This is a genomic window from Pseudoxanthomonas dokdonensis, assembly GCF_001431405.1.
Taxonomy (GTDB): Bacteria; Pseudomonadota; Gammaproteobacteria; order Xanthomonadales; family Xanthomonadaceae; genus Pseudoxanthomonas_A; species Pseudoxanthomonas_A dokdonensis.
Genome location: NZ_LDJL01000005.1, coordinates 73345 through 91014 on the forward strand (window position 1 = coordinate 73345; position 17670 = coordinate 91014).

The window sequence follows — 17670 nt, forward strand, 5'->3', positions numbered from 1 at the left end:
CTTCGTGCTGCCCTGTGAAGTAACGGTGGCGGCAGTGCGATGCATGGGCCCGCCGGCAACCCTGATACGGCGGTTCGCTAACCGGTTGATTGCAAAGGTCCTGCATGGCCGCGCGATGGACGATTCATAACTTTTCAGGATTTTTCAGCAGTCGGAAAAGAATCGCCGGCTGCGCTCGTGGTTAGCTTGTGTCGTTGCTGCCAGCGAACTTGCCGGGCGCGACGACGTCCGGCCTGGCGCCGGGCGATCCAGAACTCCAGGGGGAATACGTGAGCGCAAGACAATACAGTGCCTGGCTTTGCCTGGCAGTCGCAGCCCTGTGGCTGTCGGTCGGGGTGGGGCAGGCGCGTGAGCGCACGCTGGACAATCGCAACGGGGTCCAGGCCCGCGATCTGGACCCGGCCGAAAAGGGGCTGGTGACCGGGGTGGGGATCGAGGCCCATGACATCCAGTCGATGACCAACCAGATGGCACGCGACATGTTCGCCAGCGGCTTCCTCAATGGGCTGGCATCGCCGCCGCGGATCCTGATCGACGAACAGGAATTCCGCAATGAAGGATCCCAGATCATCAACCGTCGCATGATTACCCAGCGCCTGATGACCGAGCTCAACCGTGCCGCGCAGGGCCGCATGAGCTTCGTCGGCCAGCGCTACGCCGGCATGGTTGCCAAGCAGCGCGAACTCAAGCGCGAAGGGGTTACCGACGTGGGCACCACCGGCATGACCGGGGGCCAGGCTGGCGTCGATTATTTCCTCGGCGGGGCGATCATGACCCTGGACAGTCGCGACCCGCGCTCGGGCGTGATCCAGCGCTACAACCAGATCGCCTTCGACCTGGTCGATGCCGAGTCCGGGTCGGTCGTCTGGAGCGGCATGTACGAGTTCCAGCGCGCTGCCGCCGACGACATCATCTACCGCTGATCACCATCGCGCTCTTGCCGGCGCACCCACATCAACGTCCATGCCGCTGGCCACGATCCTCCGGCAGCGGGCACTTGCGGCCTGCGTTGCGCACCCGTACAGGCCTCGTCCACGACACCTTCAAGGAGACATCATGAAATCCACTGCATTGTTGCTCGCTCCTGCCGCGCTCATTGCGCTGATGCTGGCAGGCTGCGCGTCCTCGCCCAGCGCCGGTCCGCAGACCCTGCTCAAGTGCGACTACAAAGCGCTCAAGGCCAATGCGTTGACCGGTGGTCCGGCGCTGACCTCGATGGCCTACGGTTCGGTCAGGGACATCCCGGCCGATGCCGTGCTGATCAGTGATGCAGGCCTGTACAACAGCGTCATTGTCCAGCAGTTGAGTACGCAGCGTACCGCCGGCGGCACCATGCAAGCGACGGCCCGGCTGGCCAATTGCACCGGTGTCGGCTTCAGCGTGCGGGCGCGCACCGCCTTCCTCGATGCGAACATGGGCCCGGCCGAACCGGTATCGGCCTGGCGCACGGTATTCCTGCCCGCCGGCGGGATGAGTGTGTACCAGGAATCTTCGTTTTCCGCGGACAAGGCGGCGTATTACTACATCGAACTGGCGCGCAATCCGTGAGTGCACGGAGATGGCCAGCCTGGGTCGCCAGCGGCGGCATCGCGGCGACGCTGGCGTTGTCGTTCGCCGCCAGCGCGCAGATGCGTCCGGGACAACCGCAGGTATTGAGCCCCGCGGCAGCGCCGACCCAGCAGGAAAACACGCCGTGGGCCGCGCTGCGTGGCCGACTGGGTTCGCACAACCGGGTGATGCTGTTCTGGGAATCCACACTGGACGACAGCGTCAGCACCCGCTATCGCGACGTGCAGACGCTGGACCGCCAGGTACACGGCAATGCCGCCCAGGTCGATGGCGTAATTGACAGTGCCGCAGGCCCGCTGGGCGTTGCCGTCGCCGGTGGCAATGCCCATCTGCACCAGCGCAGCGAATCCTTCGTCGAAGGCGAGGGCCCGGCACACGCACGGCTGTCGGCCGATGCGCGGGCGATGCAGTCGGTATTCATGGCCCAGCTCCGCCAGGGCGGTGTGCGCTTCATCGACCGCGCCCTGGCCACGCGCCTGGCCGGTGGCACGGTGGAAGGCGAACGCCCCAACGTGCACGCGATCGAGACCCGCGCGTTGACCGGCCATGCGGACTACCTGATGGAAGTAACCTCGAGCGCCGATGCCGATGCGCGCAGCGGACGCCGCTTTCATGTGTCTTTGCGCTCGGTCAGCGATGGCGAGACCGTGGTCGACTTCGACACATCCGCCGATACGGGCAGCCCCGCCACCATGGCCTACGTCGCCACCGCCAACGGCTTCGAGCGCGGCACGCCGACGCCGGCCAGCGAAGCCGATACGGCGCGTGTGCTGGCGACCGAAACCGGGCGCCGGATGGCCGATGCGATGGTGCGCCGATGAGCGCCCGTGGTGTCCAGCGACGTGTATCGGCTATGCTGTTCACGGTGATGCTGGCCTGGACGTTGCCGGCCCTCGCCCAGACCGCTGATTCAACGCTTCCGCCCAGCCTGCGCCCGTACTACGACACGCTGCTGGAAGAGGGCGAGTGGGGCGCGGTGCTCAATCTGCAGCGGCTCGGCCTGGAAGCCATCGACCAGGGACATCTGCCGATCGCCGAACGCGCCTTCGACAGCGCGCTGGAGCGCATCGAGCTGATCTACGCCGATTCCGACTCGGCCAGGAAAGCGCGCTCGCTGTGGGCGGCCGAAGGCAGCAAGGACTTCAAGGGCGAGCCCTACGAACGGGCGATGACCTATTACTACCGTGGTCTGCTGTTCATGGTCCAGGGCGATTACGAAAACGCCCGCGCCAGTTTCCGTTCGGCCGAATACCAGGACACCATTTCCGGCGATGAGACCTATGCCGGTGATTTCGGGTTGATGTCACTGCTGTCCGGCTGGGCGTCCACGTGTGCGGACGATCCCGGCATGGCGGCGGACTTCTACCAGCGGGCCGGGACCCAACAGCCGCAGGGGCTGGACGCCCCGGCGCCGGATCGCAATACCCTGGTGCTGGTGGAATCGGGTACCGCACCGGTCAAGACCGCGACCGGATCCTACGGCGAGGCATTGCAGCTCAGACGCGGTGACAACCCGTTCGTGTCGGCGTCGCTCGGCGATCAGCCACTTGCCCTGCTTGGCGACCTCGGCTGGCAGGCATCAACGCTGGGCGGCCGCCAGGTCGACGTCATCCTTGGCGGCAAGGCGAGTTTCCGCCAGGGCAGCGAAACCGTGGCCGACATCGGCTTGCAAGGCGCGACGATGGCAATCGGCCTGGACGACGGCGGTGGCGCGGCCGGTGCGCTGGCGGTGGTCGGCATTGCCGCGGTACTGATCAGTTCGGCCAGCAAGCCGAAGGCCGACGTGCGCTACTGGGACAACCTGCCCGACCGCATCTACGGCACGTTCCTGAAAGACGACGTGCAGGCGCTGGCCATCGCCGAGCACACCAGCGACGGCGAGCGTTACCCGCTGGCTGCGCCGGTCATCGACCACACCGCCGGCGCTTGCCGGCTGCTGCTGTATCGCACGCGCCAGCCGGGAACGCTGCGGCCGCAGGCGGTGAGCAACCTGTCCGCCAGCGAGCGCAAGTCACTGCACAAGCGCAACCAGGCGCGTGACCTGGCGTTCCGCGACGACATGCAGCGCCGATTGCTGTCGGCCGATGAAACCCTGGCGGGAGGAGAATGAAATGGGCCGCAAGCTGAAATCCATGATGATGCTGGGCCTGGCGTGGGCTCTGGTTTGGCAGACCACCGCGGCGCAGGAGGTGGTGGCGGCGGATCCGGCCGTGTGGGGGCCTTACGCGAAACTGGTTGGCCGCACGTTTGCCGGCGAGGATGTCAGCGGCTGGCCGAACTATGCCGCCAAGTCGCGCAGCGTGCAGTGGGAAGAGCCGGGCAGGGTAATGGTCGAGAGCGGCGTACAGAGCAATGGCAAGGACCTGCCGACGATGCGCATCCTGCCGGGCAAGCAGCCCGGTGAGTTGCTGTTCGACGTGCCGCGTGCGCCCAATGCCACCGGCCGCGTGGTCGATGCCGACACGCTGGTCTTCGACCAGGCGTTCGGGTACGAAAGCAGCGTGCACCTGGTCGATGCCGGTTTCGAGATGAAAGTCGTCAGGCGTGGCGAAGTGCAGGCGATGGCGATCTATCGCGACACCGCATCGGATGCTTACGCGGCACATGCCGAGGAACAGGTCGAAAAAGCCGCCGCGGACAAGGTCGCAGCGCGTGCGGCACTACGCGAGAAGGGGGTGCCGGCCGGCCCTCTGATCGATGCTCCCAGTGACCGCGTACTGGCCTACCAGGAGCCCGTGCGCGGCCCGTCCGGCACGCTCCAGGTCACCCGCGGCAAGGCATGGGAAGCCGGTGCCTGCTACGCCGCCGTTTACATCAACGGTCGCTGGGCGGCGCGGTTGCAGGGTGACGAAACCGCGCATTTCATCGTCCCGGCCGGCGACGTCGAGGTGGCGGTGGCTTCTGATCCGCAGGGCCGTGGCACCTGCCGTTTTGGACAGTCCACGCAGGAAGTGCACGAGACAGTGCTGGCCAAGGGCGAAAGTGTCCACGTCTATTTCGTTTTCAGCGGCGGCGTACAGTTCAGCGAGGCAGCCGAGGGGCCGGCACCGGCACCCGCACCGCTGGCGCCGTAATCCAGTCCAAGCGCATTCGCACAGCGGGCAGACAGCGCCTAGTCGGCAATGGCGATGTGCGTCCGTCTCCGCTGCCCGCCAAATAAACTGCCGGCAGCTTGCCTTGCTTCCCCAGTGAGGCGAGGCAGCGCTGGCCATCATGCATGTGGAGGACTGCCACTGTCCCCCGCACCGAGGCATCGCGCGGCGGCTTCGTCGCGGTTCGCAGCCTTGTCCCGGGCCAGTTCACAGCGGGCGGCATCAAGCGCCTCGCGCGCTTCCATGGTGAAGTGGCTGTCCTCGCCGAGCTGGCGCTTGTAGGCCGTGTAGGCGTGGCGCAGCAGCGGCACCGCCGCGGCGACCTGTGAACGCAACACGTGCAGCTTCGCCAGACCCATCTGCACTTCAAGCGTATGCGGATTGTCGGCGCCCAGCGCGGCAACCGAACCCTGATAGGCCGCCTGCAGCCTGTGCGCCGCCTGGTCATAGCGTCCCAGCGCCAGCAGGTTCATGCCGTGCAGATAATCGACGCGCAGGCGCATCGGGCTGTCCTGATCATCCAGCGCGGTGAAACTTTCATCCACTTTGACGAACTGTGCTTCGGCTTTGTCGATACGCCCGGCGCGGCTGTGCAGCACCGCCAGGTTGCTACGTGCCTTGATCAAGGCGGCATGGTCATCCGGGTCGAAAGCCAGCTGCGAATCAACCACGCCTTCGCATGCGGCCAGGCCAGCATCGTACTGCGCACGGCGGATGTACCAGTAGCAGCCGGCGCGGTGCGAGAGCAGGGTGGTTTCGACGTCGTCCATGTCCAGCTTGTCGCGCAATGCATCGGTTGCGTCGATCAAGGTTCTGGCCTCGACGAAGCGCGAGTCGTCAGTGAGATCCGTCGCCAGGTGGTAACGGGCCTGCTGGGTACGCCGGTCGCCGGGACCGAGGTGGCGTTCGAACAGATCCACCCCGCGGCGTTCCTGCTCGATCGCCTGGCTGATCTGCATCGCCTCGCCGTAGACACGACCGATGGTCATGCGCACGCTGGCCTCGACAATCGGCTGGTCATGCAGACGATCATCGATGCGCAGCACCGCCTGGTCCAATGCCTCGCGGACGGTGGGCTCGTGCTTGCCGCTGCTGGCATACGGTGAGGCAGCGCCAAGCACGTCCTGGTTGAAAAAGCGGTTGACCGCGTCGGCGATGGCCGCGTTCTCGCGCGCCTCGCGGCCGGCGTCCAGCGCCTTCAGGTACAGCAGCGAACCGACGCCAAGCCCGAGTGCCAGGGTGGCTGCGGTGGCCATCAACCACGGGCGCCGGGCGCGCTGGCGTTCGACCAGCTGCTGCATGAGCAGGCGTTGGCGTTCGCCATCCTTGCGTTGCTGAGCTTGCGCGCGGCGCTCGTCCAGGTGACGCAGGCTGCGGCCGAAACCACGCGCCGGCCTGCGTCGCAAGGGGGTGGCTGCCGCGGCCAGGGCGATGTCGTCACACAGCAGTTCGTCGTCGATCGCCGCTTCCCAGCCCGGCGCCAGCGAACGGCGCATGTCGCCGACCAGCAACTGGTAAACCAGCACTCCCAGCGCGAACACATCGCTGCGCTGGGTAGGCATCTCGCCGGCGATGACTTCCGGGGCCAGATAGAGCAGGCTGCCTGCGCGCTCGCGCAGGTGTTCGGCGGCGATGCTCAGGGTGATGCCCAGATCGATCATGCGTGGTGTCTGTACCGCTTCCGCCGCGCCGAGATCCGACAACACGATGCGCCAGTCGCCTGCGGCGTCGCGGACCGGATACAGGTTCTCCGGTTTAAGATCCTTGTGGATCACGCCTATCTCATGCAGCCCGGCCACGGTGTCGCACAGCTGTGCGCACATATCGACGCGTTGCGCGCGCGACAGGGTCGCCAGGCCGTCCGCCTGCGTCGCCCACTCGCCCAGATGGCCCTGCGCGAAGTAGGGTAGTTCGATGAAGAACGGCGGCGAGCTGAGATTCCAGCTAATGACGCGCGCGATGTTGGGCAAGTCCGCGCGCACGGCGCCTATGTAGCGCGACAGAGCGACTTCCCGCTTCAGTCCGCGCAGGCCGGCTTCACCGGTGGCGAACTTGACCACGCGCTGCTGGCCTTGCGGCCCGACGACCAGATAGGTCACGCCCATGCTGCCTTCGCCCAGCCGGCGCAGCAGCCGCCATCCGGGGCGGTGCGGCAGGGCATCGCCGGCGTGCAGTTCCGGCTCCGTGTCCGGGCGCGTACCGGCGTCGCTGTCGTTGACAGGCAGGTAGCTGACCGGGGTCGCCAGCCGATACCCATAGCCATGGACCGCGCGCAGGCTGGCCCCCTGTGCGCCAAGCGCCTGTCGCAACCGGCTGACCGCCTTGGCCAGCGAGTTTTCCGACACCACGCGGCCCGGCCAACCGGCTTCCAGCAACTCTTCCTTGGTCACCACTTCGCCTGCATGCTTCAGCAGCGCCAGCAGTACGTCGTAACCGCTGCGGTCGAGATCGACGCTGGACCCGCCCAGCCTCAGCGCGGCCTGCTGCTCATCCAGCACCGCATCGCCAAATCGCCATACCCCCAGCAGCGGCGCCCCCGGCGTCGCTGAAGAATCCTGATGTTCCAACACAAATCCCCCTGATGCATCGCTAGAATCGCCCAGCTTCCGCATGAAAACAAGCAAACAGGGCCGCCCTGCGACATGGCAAGCCAGCGTGCCTGGCGTGGCAGCGGCCGATCACCTGGCCAACGCCTCGGCCAGCGCGATCATGTCGAAACGGCTTTCGCCAGATCGCTCACCCGGCTTGTCCGCTCCAGGAAAATGCATGCAAGTTCCGGGCCAGCACGGTGGCGCCGGATTCCATCGACCGATTACGCTTGCTCTTGATTCGCTTCCGGCAGGGCCAGATTTCGTTGCTGCCAAGCCGTGGGTACGCGCCTGCGCGTGTTCAAGCGTTGCCGTGAAAGGCCTGTCCGATTTCCCGGCAGGGGAGGTCGGGCACGCAGACGATGGTATCTGGTCACGGATGACGCGAATACATTGCTGCTCAAGCCAGCAGCGCAAACCGGCTGACAAACCGTCGCTCGACGCCGCTGAGCGGATCAACGAATGACAATTCTTTTGCCAGCAGTTGCATCGGCGCCGAATAGTCCTCGGCGGCGCGCTGACGCAGCGATGGATACAGCGCGTCGTTGACGATAGGCGCCCCCAGCGCTGCCATGTGCACGCGCAGCTGATGCTTGCGCCCGGACACGGGCGCCAGGGCATAACGCCAGTACCGTGGCCCACGCGAGATGACGTCAATCCGGGTTTCGGTGTTGGGCTGGCCCTCGATCTCCTGCATGCGGAAGAAAGGGTGTCCGGTGACCAGGCGGCTGGAGCGGACGCAGGGAAACGCGAGCTCCGGCAACGGCGGGGCAATCGCCTCGTAGCGTTTGTCGATGTGTCTTTCGCGGAACAGCGCCTGATATCGCGCACGACTGCGCGGGTTGGTCGAGAACAACACCAATCCGGCGGTGTCGCGATCAATGCGGTGCAACGGCGCCAGCGCAGCATTGCCGGTGTGCCGGATCAGTCGGCCGAGCAGGGTTTCGTGGACGTGGATGCCGGCAGGGGTGACCGGCAGGAAATGCGGCTTGTCGGCCACCAGCAGGTCATCATCGATATGCAGCAGCGCTTCCTGGAACGGAATAGGGCGTTCGTCTGCCACTTCGCGGTAGTAGTGGACAGGCAGGCCGGTACGATAGGGCGACTCGGAAGTCAGCGGTTGCCCGTCATCAGCCAGGATACGGCCACGTTCCATCCGATCCCGCCATTGCGCAGGCGTGACGGCGGGGAAGTGGTCGCACAAGCATTCCAGCACCGTCAGCCACGGCCCAGGCGGCAGTTGCAGCGTGCTGGCGGCGAGTCCATCAATGCTGGGGGGACGCATGCGCATTCGACGATCCTGGATGCCAGCTGGAGATACGACTTGCCTTGATCCGTCAATGGAATCGAATCGGGGCTGTCTGTTGCAAGGCCTTATGAAAGATATCGGCCACGACCGGGGTCAATCACTGCCAGGCCTTGGATTGTACTCGCCTGGTTTTTTCGGATTCGATGGAGCCACGCTCTTCTTTCCTCTCCCGTTCGAGAATGTAGATGGGTGGAAACCACTCGTTAAGCGTCTTTCCGCCGATACGGGTTCTGATGGATAGGAACGTAATTTCCCCCTGAATGTAGTTATCAAGCTCCTGCGTTATCTCGCGCACTTTTTCGCCAAGGCCATCGTCAAAGTCCATCTGACCTTTTGGCATGAAGCCTAGCCCGAGGTCCACCCAAATAAAGCTTGTACTCAGATCAGGGGTGATTCGGACTGGAATATTCTGGTCCTGGCCAGGCAGTCGCTGCAGTTGATCAACAAACTTCTGCAGGTCAGGCTCGAGCTGCACCAGTACTCGGGCGCCCGCTGGTGTCAACGTCTGCTCGTGATCTGGGACATATGTCTGTGCAATCACCGGCACCGAGAATGTTGAAGCCATCACCATCGATAACGCGATGCCTGTAGTACTTCTTCCGCGTTTCCTACGCATTTGCTGCTCCTTCAAGTTTACTTCCAGAATTCTCGTGGTGATTCGACAGAAAAAGCGGTAGACAAATTTCCCAAGCCATCGAATACGCCGAGGCTACCACTCTTGACTTTCACCTGCTTTAATTTGTCGAAGCTGTGATGTGCGCCGATCGCACGAGGTCGTTGGCAACGTCAGGCAAGGGATCGCGCTCACCATGGCGCGGGGATATCTGTGGGAACCAATTGGTCGGTCACGCGCAGGCAAGGTGCAAGAGATTGCAGATTCATGGCAAAACCTCTGTTGTGCGCAAGCGGTGCAGAAGCCAGTGGAGGAGCATGCCGACGACCATTGCAGCCGCGAAAACGAACGCAAACACTTGACCGGTCGCCAACAGTGCAATGGCCGGGCCCGGGCATACGCCTGCCAGCCCCCACCCAATGCCAAATACTGCCGCGCCGATGACCAGGTTCAGGTCGATCTGACGCTGACTGGGAATATGCAGCGCTGCTGCCAGCACCGGCGTATTGCGTGCGCGGACCCACCAATAGGCGATGGCTGACGGAATCAGAGCCCCGGCCATGACAAGCGCCAGTGAAGGATCCCAGGAGCCTGCGACGTCAAGAAAGGCTAGAACGCGTGCGGGGTTGGCCATGTCTGAGACGACCAGGCCAAGGCCAAACAGCGAACCACACAGCAATGCCGCCAGCCGGATCACGCTCCGCCTCCGATGATCATGCGCACAACCGCCACGGTGGCCATGCCCATGAACATGAAAACGCCAGTGGCCACCATGGAGCGCGGTGACAGCCTGGCCAGGCCGCAAACGCCGTGCCCGCTCGTGCAGCCAGATCCGAGGCGTGTTCCAAAGCCGACCAGCAGCCCTGCCAGGATGAGCAGCGGCGTATTGGAGCTCGCTAAAGAGGGCAGCGGAACCGGTCTGATCGCCAGCGCCACGCCGGACGTCACCAGCAGCCCAGCCAGGAACAGGCTGGACAAGGCGCGGTCGCCCGATCGCGACAGGCCAAGCGTGTTGGCAAGCAAGCCGGAAATGCCGGCAATGCGACCAGTCAGCACCAGAAATCCACCTGCTGCCGTGCCGATCATCAGGCCGCCGAGGAGTGGCCAGTACCACGCCAGGAAGGGCAGGGTCATAGCAGATCCACCGGCAGCTTCAGGTAGCGCACCCCATTGTCATCAGGCTCGGGCAGATGGCCCGCACGCATGTTGACCTGCACAGAGGGCAGAATCAGCCTCGGCATGGGGAGCGTCGCGTCGCGGTTCTCGCGCATCTCCACGAACACGGCCTCCGTCACGCCTTCATGCACATGGACATTCGCAGTTCGTTCCGCGCCTATGGTGGTTTCCCATGCGAACCGATCCCGGCCCGGGGCTTTGTAGTCGTGGCAGAGGAACACCCGGGCTTCATCCGGCAGAGCCAGCAGACGCTTGATGGAGCGATAGAGCTGGCGGGCCGAGCCCCCGGGGAAGTCGCAGCGGGCCGTGCCGTAGTCCGGCATGAACAGAGTGTCGCCCGGAAACACCGCGTCCCCGATGACGTAGGCCATGCATGCAGGGGTGTGCCCCGGCACGTGCAATGCCGTTGCCTGTAGATTTCCAACGGCGAACTCGGCGCCATCGGTAAACAGATGGTCGAATTGGCTTCCGTCGAGTCTGAACTCCGTACCCGCGTTGAACACCTTGCCGAAGGTGTCCTGCACGGTGGTGATGTGCTCACCAATGGCAAGCTTTCCGCCCACCTGTTGCTGCAGCCACGGTGCAGCGGAAAGATGATCGGCGTGGGCATGCGTCTCCAGCAGCCATTGAACCTGCAGGCCTTCATCACGAATGTACTGGACCAGCGCTGCGGCGGAACCGGTCGAGGTGCGTCCAGAGGGCATATCGAAATCAAGAACGGTGTCGATGACGGCGCACGCCGAAGACTGGGGGTCACGTACTACGTGACTGGCCGTAAAGGTAACGGGGTCAAAGAACGTCTTCACGGAAGGCGAAGGCATGAGGCCACCTCGCGCCCTACGCACGATGTCTTGAGCTCTCTCCAGAGCAGAATCGACGATGACAGGCGTATTCACGGCATGCTCCCGGCGTTTGGAAGATGGATATTACTTAAGACTTACATAAAGTGTGTAACTATTGTCTGGTACCTACTTTCCGGTTCAGCTACCGTGCGGATGAACGGGTACGCTCTCGCTGTCCTTTCCGGTGCCTCCGCTCTTGAACGAACGCCTTACTGCAAACAACCTGGCCGACATGAAGGAGCGGGTGCCTGAAGTGGCCGAATTGCTGCGCTTCATGGCCACTCCGTCGCGATTGCTGTTGCTCTGCCAACTGTCCCAAGGGGAGGCGACCGTGGGCGCCCTGGAAGAGGCCACCGGCATTCGGCAGCCGGCCCTTTCCCAGCAGCTTGCCGAACTACGCCAACGGCATCTGGTTGCGACAAGGCGCGAATCACGTTCAGTCTTCTATCGCATCGATGACAGCCGCGTTGAAGCGATGCTGATTGCACTGCATGGAATCTTCTGCGTGGGTCAGGCCGACGGTCTGCTTTGAGCAGACGAACGTGGACTTCAGCGCTGCCGGAACTTATCGGTGGTGTTCACCGCGAAAACCACCGAAAATCATAAGTGACTGAATACATTGCACTTTTGGTTTACCGAGGTTACCGGCTCTACCTCCTTAAGCGTCGAGTATTCCGTAGCTAGATGGACAGCGCTGAGAATTTGGTTGTCGGTTGAACACTACGCTGAAAAAAGCGACGTTCAGCGAACGGCCCCAGTGCCGGGTCTAACCCCATAAGGATATGCCCAACAGAGCACGTAGTCCGAGGGCCGTTGGGCGGGCTGCTATCCAATGGTGAAGCAGGAGGCGCGCCAGATTGTGGCGGTCCCGCTACGCTCGCAACCCATGCTTCAGCCCCGAGCGCGTTGGGGCCCCCGAGTGGTCTTCTTAACATGGCGTGATCCGCCGCGAACCGTCTGTTTGGCCTGATCGGCCACCTCGATGCTGGCCCACGAACGACGCTGCGACCATGCAATTCGCACGCTTGAGGCCCCTTGCTGGTCGCAATTCAGCAGCAGCCACGGTGCACGGTAGCCGGCCCGCAGGCGGTAGTGGTCGTAGAGGGCCGGAAGGTAACGACCCGCTACCACCGTGAATCCGGCCGCGTAGGCCGGCGCCAAGACTTTGCTCATGGCCGCCCCAAGCAGAGCGTGCGACCCACTGGCGCCATGCGCATACGCCGGATCGTTGTTGATCAAGCGGTGGGCCAACAGACTCAGGGTCCGATACGCAGAGCGGGGCAGCATCCTGACGTCGAGATACAACCCGCCAACAACCCGCTGCAACGGCAGCAACAGAAGTTCCTGCCGCGAGCTGCCTATGACTGCGCGCTTGTTGGGCGCAAGCGACCACGCTTCCCGCTCGCGAGAGGTCAGCGCCGAATCCGACAATCCCGCTGCCAATTCACGCGTCACAGCCACCAAGGTGGGCGCAAGGGTTGCCGGAAGCTGGGCCATGCCGGGCAAGCCTGGCCAGAAGCTCTTGGCATACTGGGTAGTGGCTGTGCGAGCGTCTTCCTTGGGAGGCTGTGACGCAGGCCGGCGCAGCAGGTCGCGGCGGTGGGTTTCGTACGAGGCGCGATGCCACATGGATGTCCACGGACGCAAGCTGGCTGGCGCTGTGACCAACGCTGCAATGGCAAGCCTGGCACCGGGATCGGGCTCCTCGGGCCCGATCAGAACCGCCTGGCTACGTTGATCTTGTGCCCATGATAGGTACGTCTCTATCAGCGCTTGGCGCTCGCCTTCCAGCACCAAGGCACTGTCCAGCACCTCATGTTCCTTGACGTAATCCACCCCGCAGGGGCACTGGAGCAGAACGCCGGTGCGCTTGAAACCCTCCGACCATGGCGTGCCGCAGCGACGGCACTGCTCCAACAACGGCACATCATGCCAAGGGCAGCGTTCGATCCAAGGCATCTGAAACAAGTTGGTGTGGTATCCGGTTCGTGCGCAACACGGGCACAGGCGCAGACGCCACGGCAACCATTGCCAAAGGTGTCCTTCGAACGGTTGCCATTCGTGGGGACGCCAGATTTCGGGCACGTCTTCGACGCCAGTGACTACGTGCTTCAGGCGAGCCTGGCGCGCCGCGGAGAAGGCCAGTACCTGCGAGAGATCCTCGCGGTACTGGAAGCCGAAACCAAATGCCGTGGCAAAGTCGCGGGCGCTGAAATGATTCAAGCGGGCCAGATGCAGCACGGTGCCAAACCCGGAAATTCCGGGTTGGCGATCCAGACGCGCATGGACGAAACCATGCGCATGGGAGGGCAGGGTAAGGATCATCGTGCTACTCCTCTTCCTGCCCGCTGCCGCGCGAGCGCTCGAGTTCGATGAAGCCTGCCGCAGCCAACGCCTCATCGATGTCCTCGTCGGAGAAGCCGGCGAAGTCCTGGCGCTTGGCCGCGACGTTGGTGAGCAAGTAGTTCACGCACACCTCGAAGCTCTTCATCGGCCACGTCCATCCCGTCGGCAACGTCGCCTTTTCGCGCAGGCGAGTGGCGCACTGGTAGATCTGCTCGGCATGCGAGCGCAGGCGCCAGCCCGTACTGAAGGCATCCTTGGCGAAGTGAGCGCTGTAACTGCAGCCCGAACCCTCCGGCCATTCGCTGTTGTCATCCATGCGCCCCAGCGCGTGGGCGATCTCTTCCGGACCGTTCAGACCGCCAAACTCGTGCCGACGCACCAGATAGCGTCCGCGCACATGCGGGGGCGGGTTGCCATCGTAGATCTTCTCCATGGCCGTCCCGGTGTAGTCGCTCTGGACGACCAACACCACAAACAACATGTAGCCTGCGTCGGTCAGGTCATTGTCCAACGTGCACAGATGTTCGTAGTCGTCGGGAAACAGTCGCTGCGCTTCGTCAAGAAAGACGATGATCAGATTCCCGCCATACTCCTGACACTTACTGATAAGGAAATTGCGCAACCGGGCTTGCCGCTGCATCGCGCTGCAGCGTTCGGGCAGGACCAAGCTGAAGCGATCCAGCCACAGGCTAAAGAACGCGCCTTCGGTACGCTTGTGACTCTTCGGTACGCTGATGCGCGCCGAGTAGAAGGCATCTTGGAGCCAGGCGCTGGTACTGGTCAGGTACCTCACGGCCCAGGATTTACCGAAGCGGGCCATGCCGTGAATGACAATGCCGCGATACTCGCAGTCGATCGCGCTGAGAATGGCGTTAGTCATGCGTTCGATCGGACGCGTGGCAAACGGCGGCCGCAGCCGCATCAGCAACGGATGGGTGCTCATGAGAGGGACTCCGGATCCGTGGCGATGGCTTCCGAGTCTTCGCCGGGCTCACTGTCAGAGCAGGGCACCAGTGGCCCGAGATGGAACGATTTCGGGTACAGGGGGCCTGTTTCAGCGGTCGCCAATGCCGCGCTCTTGCCGATACGCGACATCCCGTGGATCACCAACTTTCGCGGTTGCTGGCGCATGGCATGAAGGAGCGCGTCCAAGAGACCCATGCGATTGAGGTAGGTGCTCATTTGGTGGGATCCTTGACATAGTCGAAGGTGACCGAGCCGCTGCGCGGTACGAAGGCACGCTCGGATGCAGTGGTCCTGCCAGGCCGGGCCGTTTCCGGCTGAGGGCGCAGGTGTGCCATCTGGGTCGGCGCCAATGGCGATGTGCGGGCATGGGATTTGACGTAGGCCCGATAGGCATCCACGGCATCGTCTACCCCGGCGATGGAGAACAATCCGCGTTTGCTCCAGCGGGAGATCAATTTGCGCAAGTCAAAGTCATGTCGTGTCCGGCTCCAGGGCGGCAGCGCAGTCAGCTTGACGAACAACTCGCCTTTCTTGTCGATCAGATTGATTGTGCGCAGATCGTTGAGGTTGTAGGACGCAAGGAACTTGTCGCCTACCAGATCCCAGCGATCGCGCATCCCGAAACCCCGGTAGCGGGCACGCAGGAAGTTCACATAAGGCTGCCGGCCCTCTTTGATATTTCCCTTGATGGTGACCCATTGCAGGTCCCACATCAGTCGCTCTGCATCATCGACGTTGCGAGAGGATTGGAAACTCCAGCGTCCGGCTTGCACATGCCGACGCACAACATCCAAGGCCGAGTGATCGTGCAGGCTGTCCAATGAGGTGGCGTTGTGACCTGCCATGATGACGTCCAGCAGGTCATGCATGGCCTCCAGGTTGATCGGATAGTCCTTCGGGTTGTACGGCGTGGTCGCGTGCTGAGGAGTGTCCTGGTCCCGTGCAGGCTCGAACCCGCCCGGTAACATGCGAATGGCGCCGTTCTCGATCTGCCGAAACATGGCCTCCAGTATTCCGCGCGTCTCGGGAACGCGAGGCCGCCCCAGATGAATGACGCCGCGGTGATAGCGGGCCAGGTTGGTCGTGGTCAGTTTGGCGTGGTGGGCCATGGCATTGTCTGCCGCCGTCACGATGCCGCGCAGCACCTGTCCCTCTATGCATGAGGTCCCCACACCGGACCCGACCACGTACTTCATCTGAGGGACCAGCAGGTCTCGTGGCTCCCATGGCAGCAGGCTCATGGAGAACACGCGCAGCACATCGATCTGGGTGTACGCACGCCCCATGACCAGCGACCAGCCCAAGATCAGCCGGGAGACCGAATCGATGACCAGCAGCAACCAGACGCAGGGGATCTTGCGCAGGACGCTGCGCCCGCGGGTGCTCTCGACCTCCATGTAGAGTTCGGCGTCCATCTTGTGCGCATCGAACTCCAGGCGCTCCATCACATCGAGCTCGAAGACCTGCTGAAGTTGCTTGGCTTCGGCGGCCTCGTCGGCTTCGCCCTCAGGCTCGGTCTCCACGATGCGCTGGCGTGCTCGTTTCAGGAACTCGAGCAGGGCTCGGCGTCCTTTGTCCGGCGCGTTGAAGGGGTAGCCGCTACTGCCGGTGCGCGTGCGCACGTGCGTCAACACTTTCTCAAAGAACTTTTCGAACTGACTGGAGGCTTTCACCCGCGTGGGCAGAGTCCCCTTGAACCCGCCCAGCAGGTCCTGCAGACCTTCCACATGCCGTACCAGTTGCTTGAAGGCACCGGGCACGGCATTTTCCGGCAACCGTGTCGGGGCCGTGGAGGCGCCGCGCACGCGATGCGGAACGCAGGCGCGCCACCCCCACGGCATGCCGTCGGGGGCCAGTGTCCTTGCCTTCTCAAGCGTGTCGTTGAGCGTGCCTTCGCGTACGCCGTGTTTGTTCGCAGCCGTTTTCAGAGCGAGGCCATCGGCCATGGACAGCAGGGCGCCGCGTCGCTTTTCGTATTGGCTTTGCTTGGCGGCCGACAACGTCGTAACGATCGGTTCGGGCCAGGCCTGGACCTCTTCCAGCGCTAGCGGAATCTGGCTCATGCGCCTTCTCCCTGTTCCAGGGCGCTGTAGCGTTGCAAGCGCGTGCACCAATCCAGCTTGAGGTGACCGGCATGCACCAGGGCACACGCCGTGGCCCTGACATCGCTCGGGTCAAACCCGTCCATCGTCCGCTCAAGCTGGTGGAAGGTTTGTCGGGGATGAAACCGGAAAGCCTCCATAACGCGTGCACTTAGCGTTTCTCGTTGTGCCAGATGGAGAGCGGTCTGCACGTACGGCAGCAGGCGCAGGCGGTTGGCGTTGGCGGTAGCGCGGTGCAGGTATTGGGCCTGCGGTTCCAGACGCAACGCGATCTGCGCGGCCGCGGCGGCCGCGAGCAGGGCGGTCCTGCGCTGCTCGGTCTTGCGATCGCCGGCGGCGCCGTAGGTGATGGAATGAAACTGTTCAAGGCCTGCCTTTGTGCACGACCAGAAGCACAGCTCGATCCGGCCTGCCTGGGTATCCAGCAGCCGAGGACGCGGGACGTAGGTCACCACGGCGGGGTCGAACTCCAGTTCCAGCGCCAACGCCAGCCGGGAGGGCTCCACCACGGTGACCCGTCGGCCTAGCTTGGGGGAGTCGTAGAAGTAGATGTCCTGGCGCTTTAGCTCGCGCAGGCTCAGCTCGCGCGCCTGCAGGCCAGCATCTTGCGTGACTTGGGCGCTCATGGGTTGGCTCCTTCGCTGCGCCGCGAAGGCAGACGCCATTCCAGCCAGCGATCGAGCTCGGGATCGCGCACGAACAGGCCGGTCAACGTGCCGTGGGGATCAAACAGCGCCACGCCGTCCAGCCAAGCCCAGCTGACGTGATCGGCGCACGCCGCGTCGGGCACCACCCGGACACGACGAACGCCCATCCGCTGGAGCACGCCGGTGGTGTCGGGTTCGGCGGGAGTCGGATAGAGATAGAAACGGGGCGACGCCGGCGGCGCCGCGCGGGAGGCGGTTACGTTCATCTGACGGTTCTCCGAGGTCAAAGGCGCCCGTACCCGACCGCCCATCGGGGCGGGGGTAGACAATCGGCCACAGTCAGGAGTACCGTCAGGTCGTAGGTGGAAGTCCTAGCAGTACGCGAGCCCCGACAAGGTCCTACCCTTGCCGGGGCTTCCT

The 17670-nt window shown here is 63.7% G+C and carries 18 protein-coding genes; 6 read left to right on the forward strand and 12 right to left on the reverse strand.

The genetic code is table 11. The annotated features are described in order from the left end of the window. The first annotated feature begins 269 nt into the window (after positions 1 to 269). The 5 genes from ABB29_RS05480 to ABB29_RS05500 all read left to right on the forward strand — a co-directional run bounded on the left by ABB29_RS05480 (position 270) and on the right by ABB29_RS05500 (position 4643). A complete protein-coding gene (locus tag ABB29_RS05480; RefSeq protein ID WP_057657778.1) occupies positions 270 to 923 on the forward strand; it encodes a penicillin-binding protein activator LpoB in 654 nt (217 codons plus the stop codon). A 133-nt stretch (positions 924 to 1056) separates the two neighbouring features. Beyond that, on the forward strand, positions 1057 to 1548 hold the full coding sequence (locus ABB29_RS05485; protein WP_057657609.1) for a putative periplasmic lipoprotein: 492 nt from the start codon (positions 1057 to 1059) through the stop codon (positions 1546 to 1548). Beyond that, a complete protein-coding gene (locus tag ABB29_RS05490; protein ID WP_057657610.1) occupies positions 1545 to 2390 on the forward strand; it encodes a hypothetical protein in 846 nt (281 codons plus the stop codon). The genes ABB29_RS05485 and ABB29_RS05490 overlap by 4 nt, the downstream gene beginning before the upstream one ends. Next, a complete protein-coding gene (locus ABB29_RS05495; RefSeq protein WP_157062515.1) occupies positions 2387 to 3679 on the forward strand; it encodes a hypothetical protein in 1293 nt (430 codons plus the stop codon). The genes ABB29_RS05490 and ABB29_RS05495 overlap by 4 nt, the downstream gene beginning before the upstream one ends. Position 3680: 1 nt before the next feature. Beyond that, on the forward strand, positions 3681 to 4643 hold the full coding sequence (locus tag ABB29_RS05500; protein ID WP_057657612.1) for a hypothetical protein: 963 nt from the start codon (positions 3681 to 3683) through the stop codon (positions 4641 to 4643). A gap of 137 nt (positions 4644 to 4780) precedes the next feature. Here the strand turns inward: ABB29_RS05500 and ABB29_RS05505 are convergent, their stop codons facing one another. The 6 genes from ABB29_RS05505 to ABB29_RS05530 all read right to left on the reverse strand — a co-directional run bounded on the left by ABB29_RS05505 (position 4781) and on the right by ABB29_RS05530 (position 11168). After that, positions 4781 to 7228, reverse strand: a complete 2448-nt coding sequence (locus ABB29_RS05505) for a protein kinase domain-containing protein (protein WP_057657613.1) — start codon at positions 7226 to 7228, stop codon at positions 4781 to 4783. 421 nt (positions 7229 to 7649) lie between these two features. Next, positions 7650 to 8540 (reverse strand): pseudouridine synthase, encoded by an 891-nt coding sequence (locus tag ABB29_RS05510; RefSeq protein ID WP_057657614.1) that lies wholly within the window; start codon positions 8538 to 8540, stop codon positions 7650 to 7652. A 115-nt stretch (positions 8541 to 8655) separates the two neighbouring features. Then, positions 8656 to 9174, reverse strand: coding sequence for a hypothetical protein (locus ABB29_RS05515; RefSeq protein ID WP_157062516.1), 519 nt, complete (start codon positions 9172 to 9174; stop codon positions 8656 to 8658). Between the two features lie 262 nt (positions 9175 to 9436). Beyond that, positions 9437 to 9868 (reverse strand): DUF6691 family protein, encoded by a 432-nt coding sequence (locus ABB29_RS05520; RefSeq protein ID WP_057657616.1) that lies wholly within the window; start codon positions 9866 to 9868, stop codon positions 9437 to 9439. After that, positions 9865 to 10305: a YeeE/YedE family protein gene (locus ABB29_RS05525; RefSeq protein ID WP_057657617.1), complete on the reverse strand. Its 441-nt coding sequence runs from the start codon at positions 10303 to 10305 to the stop codon at positions 9865 to 9867. Before ABB29_RS05525 ends, ABB29_RS05520 begins: the two co-directional genes overlap by 4 nt. Continuing rightward, entirely contained in the window at positions 10302 to 11168 is an 867-nt protein-coding gene (locus ABB29_RS05530) for an MBL fold metallo-hydrolase (protein WP_057657779.1), read from the reverse strand. The genes ABB29_RS05525 and ABB29_RS05530 overlap by 4 nt, the downstream gene beginning before the upstream one ends. Before the next feature lie 253 nt (positions 11169 to 11421). Here ABB29_RS05530 and ABB29_RS05535 point away from each other — a divergent pair, with 253 nt between their 5' ends. Beyond that, a complete protein-coding gene (locus ABB29_RS05535; RefSeq protein WP_057657618.1) occupies positions 11422 to 11721 on the forward strand; it encodes an ArsR/SmtB family transcription factor in 300 nt (99 codons plus the stop codon). 359 nt (positions 11722 to 12080) lie between these two features. Here the strand turns inward: ABB29_RS05535 and ABB29_RS05540 are convergent, their stop codons facing one another. Genes ABB29_RS05540 through ABB29_RS05565 form a run of 6 tightly spaced genes read right to left on the reverse strand, consistent with a single transcriptional unit; the run spans position 12081 to position 17516 of the window. Continuing rightward, a complete protein-coding gene (locus tag ABB29_RS05540) occupies positions 12081 to 13514 on the reverse strand; it encodes a hypothetical protein (RefSeq protein ID WP_057657619.1) in 1434 nt (477 codons plus the stop codon). Positions 13515 to 13518: 4 nt separating this feature from the next. After that, positions 13519 to 14478, reverse strand: a complete 960-nt coding sequence (locus ABB29_RS05545; RefSeq protein WP_057657620.1) for an AAA family ATPase — start codon at positions 14476 to 14478, stop codon at positions 13519 to 13521. Continuing rightward, the gene (locus ABB29_RS05550) at positions 14475 to 14717 is read right to left on the reverse strand and encodes a hypothetical protein (RefSeq protein WP_057657621.1); all 243 of its coding nucleotides are present in this window, start codon (positions 14715 to 14717) and stop codon (positions 14475 to 14477) included. The genes ABB29_RS05545 and ABB29_RS05550 overlap by 4 nt, the downstream gene beginning before the upstream one ends. Next, positions 14714 to 16564, reverse strand: a complete 1851-nt coding sequence (locus ABB29_RS05555; RefSeq protein WP_057657622.1) for a hypothetical protein — start codon at positions 16562 to 16564, stop codon at positions 14714 to 14716. The genes ABB29_RS05550 and ABB29_RS05555 overlap by 4 nt, the downstream gene beginning before the upstream one ends. Beyond that, a complete protein-coding gene (locus ABB29_RS05560; protein WP_057657623.1) occupies positions 16561 to 17229 on the reverse strand; it encodes a hypothetical protein in 669 nt (222 codons plus the stop codon). The genes ABB29_RS05555 and ABB29_RS05560 overlap by 4 nt, the downstream gene beginning before the upstream one ends. Then, entirely contained in the window at positions 17226 to 17516 is a 291-nt protein-coding gene (locus ABB29_RS05565; protein WP_057657624.1) for a hypothetical protein, read from the reverse strand. The genes ABB29_RS05560 and ABB29_RS05565 overlap by 4 nt, the downstream gene beginning before the upstream one ends. Between the last annotated feature and the right edge of the window lie 154 nt (positions 17517 to 17670).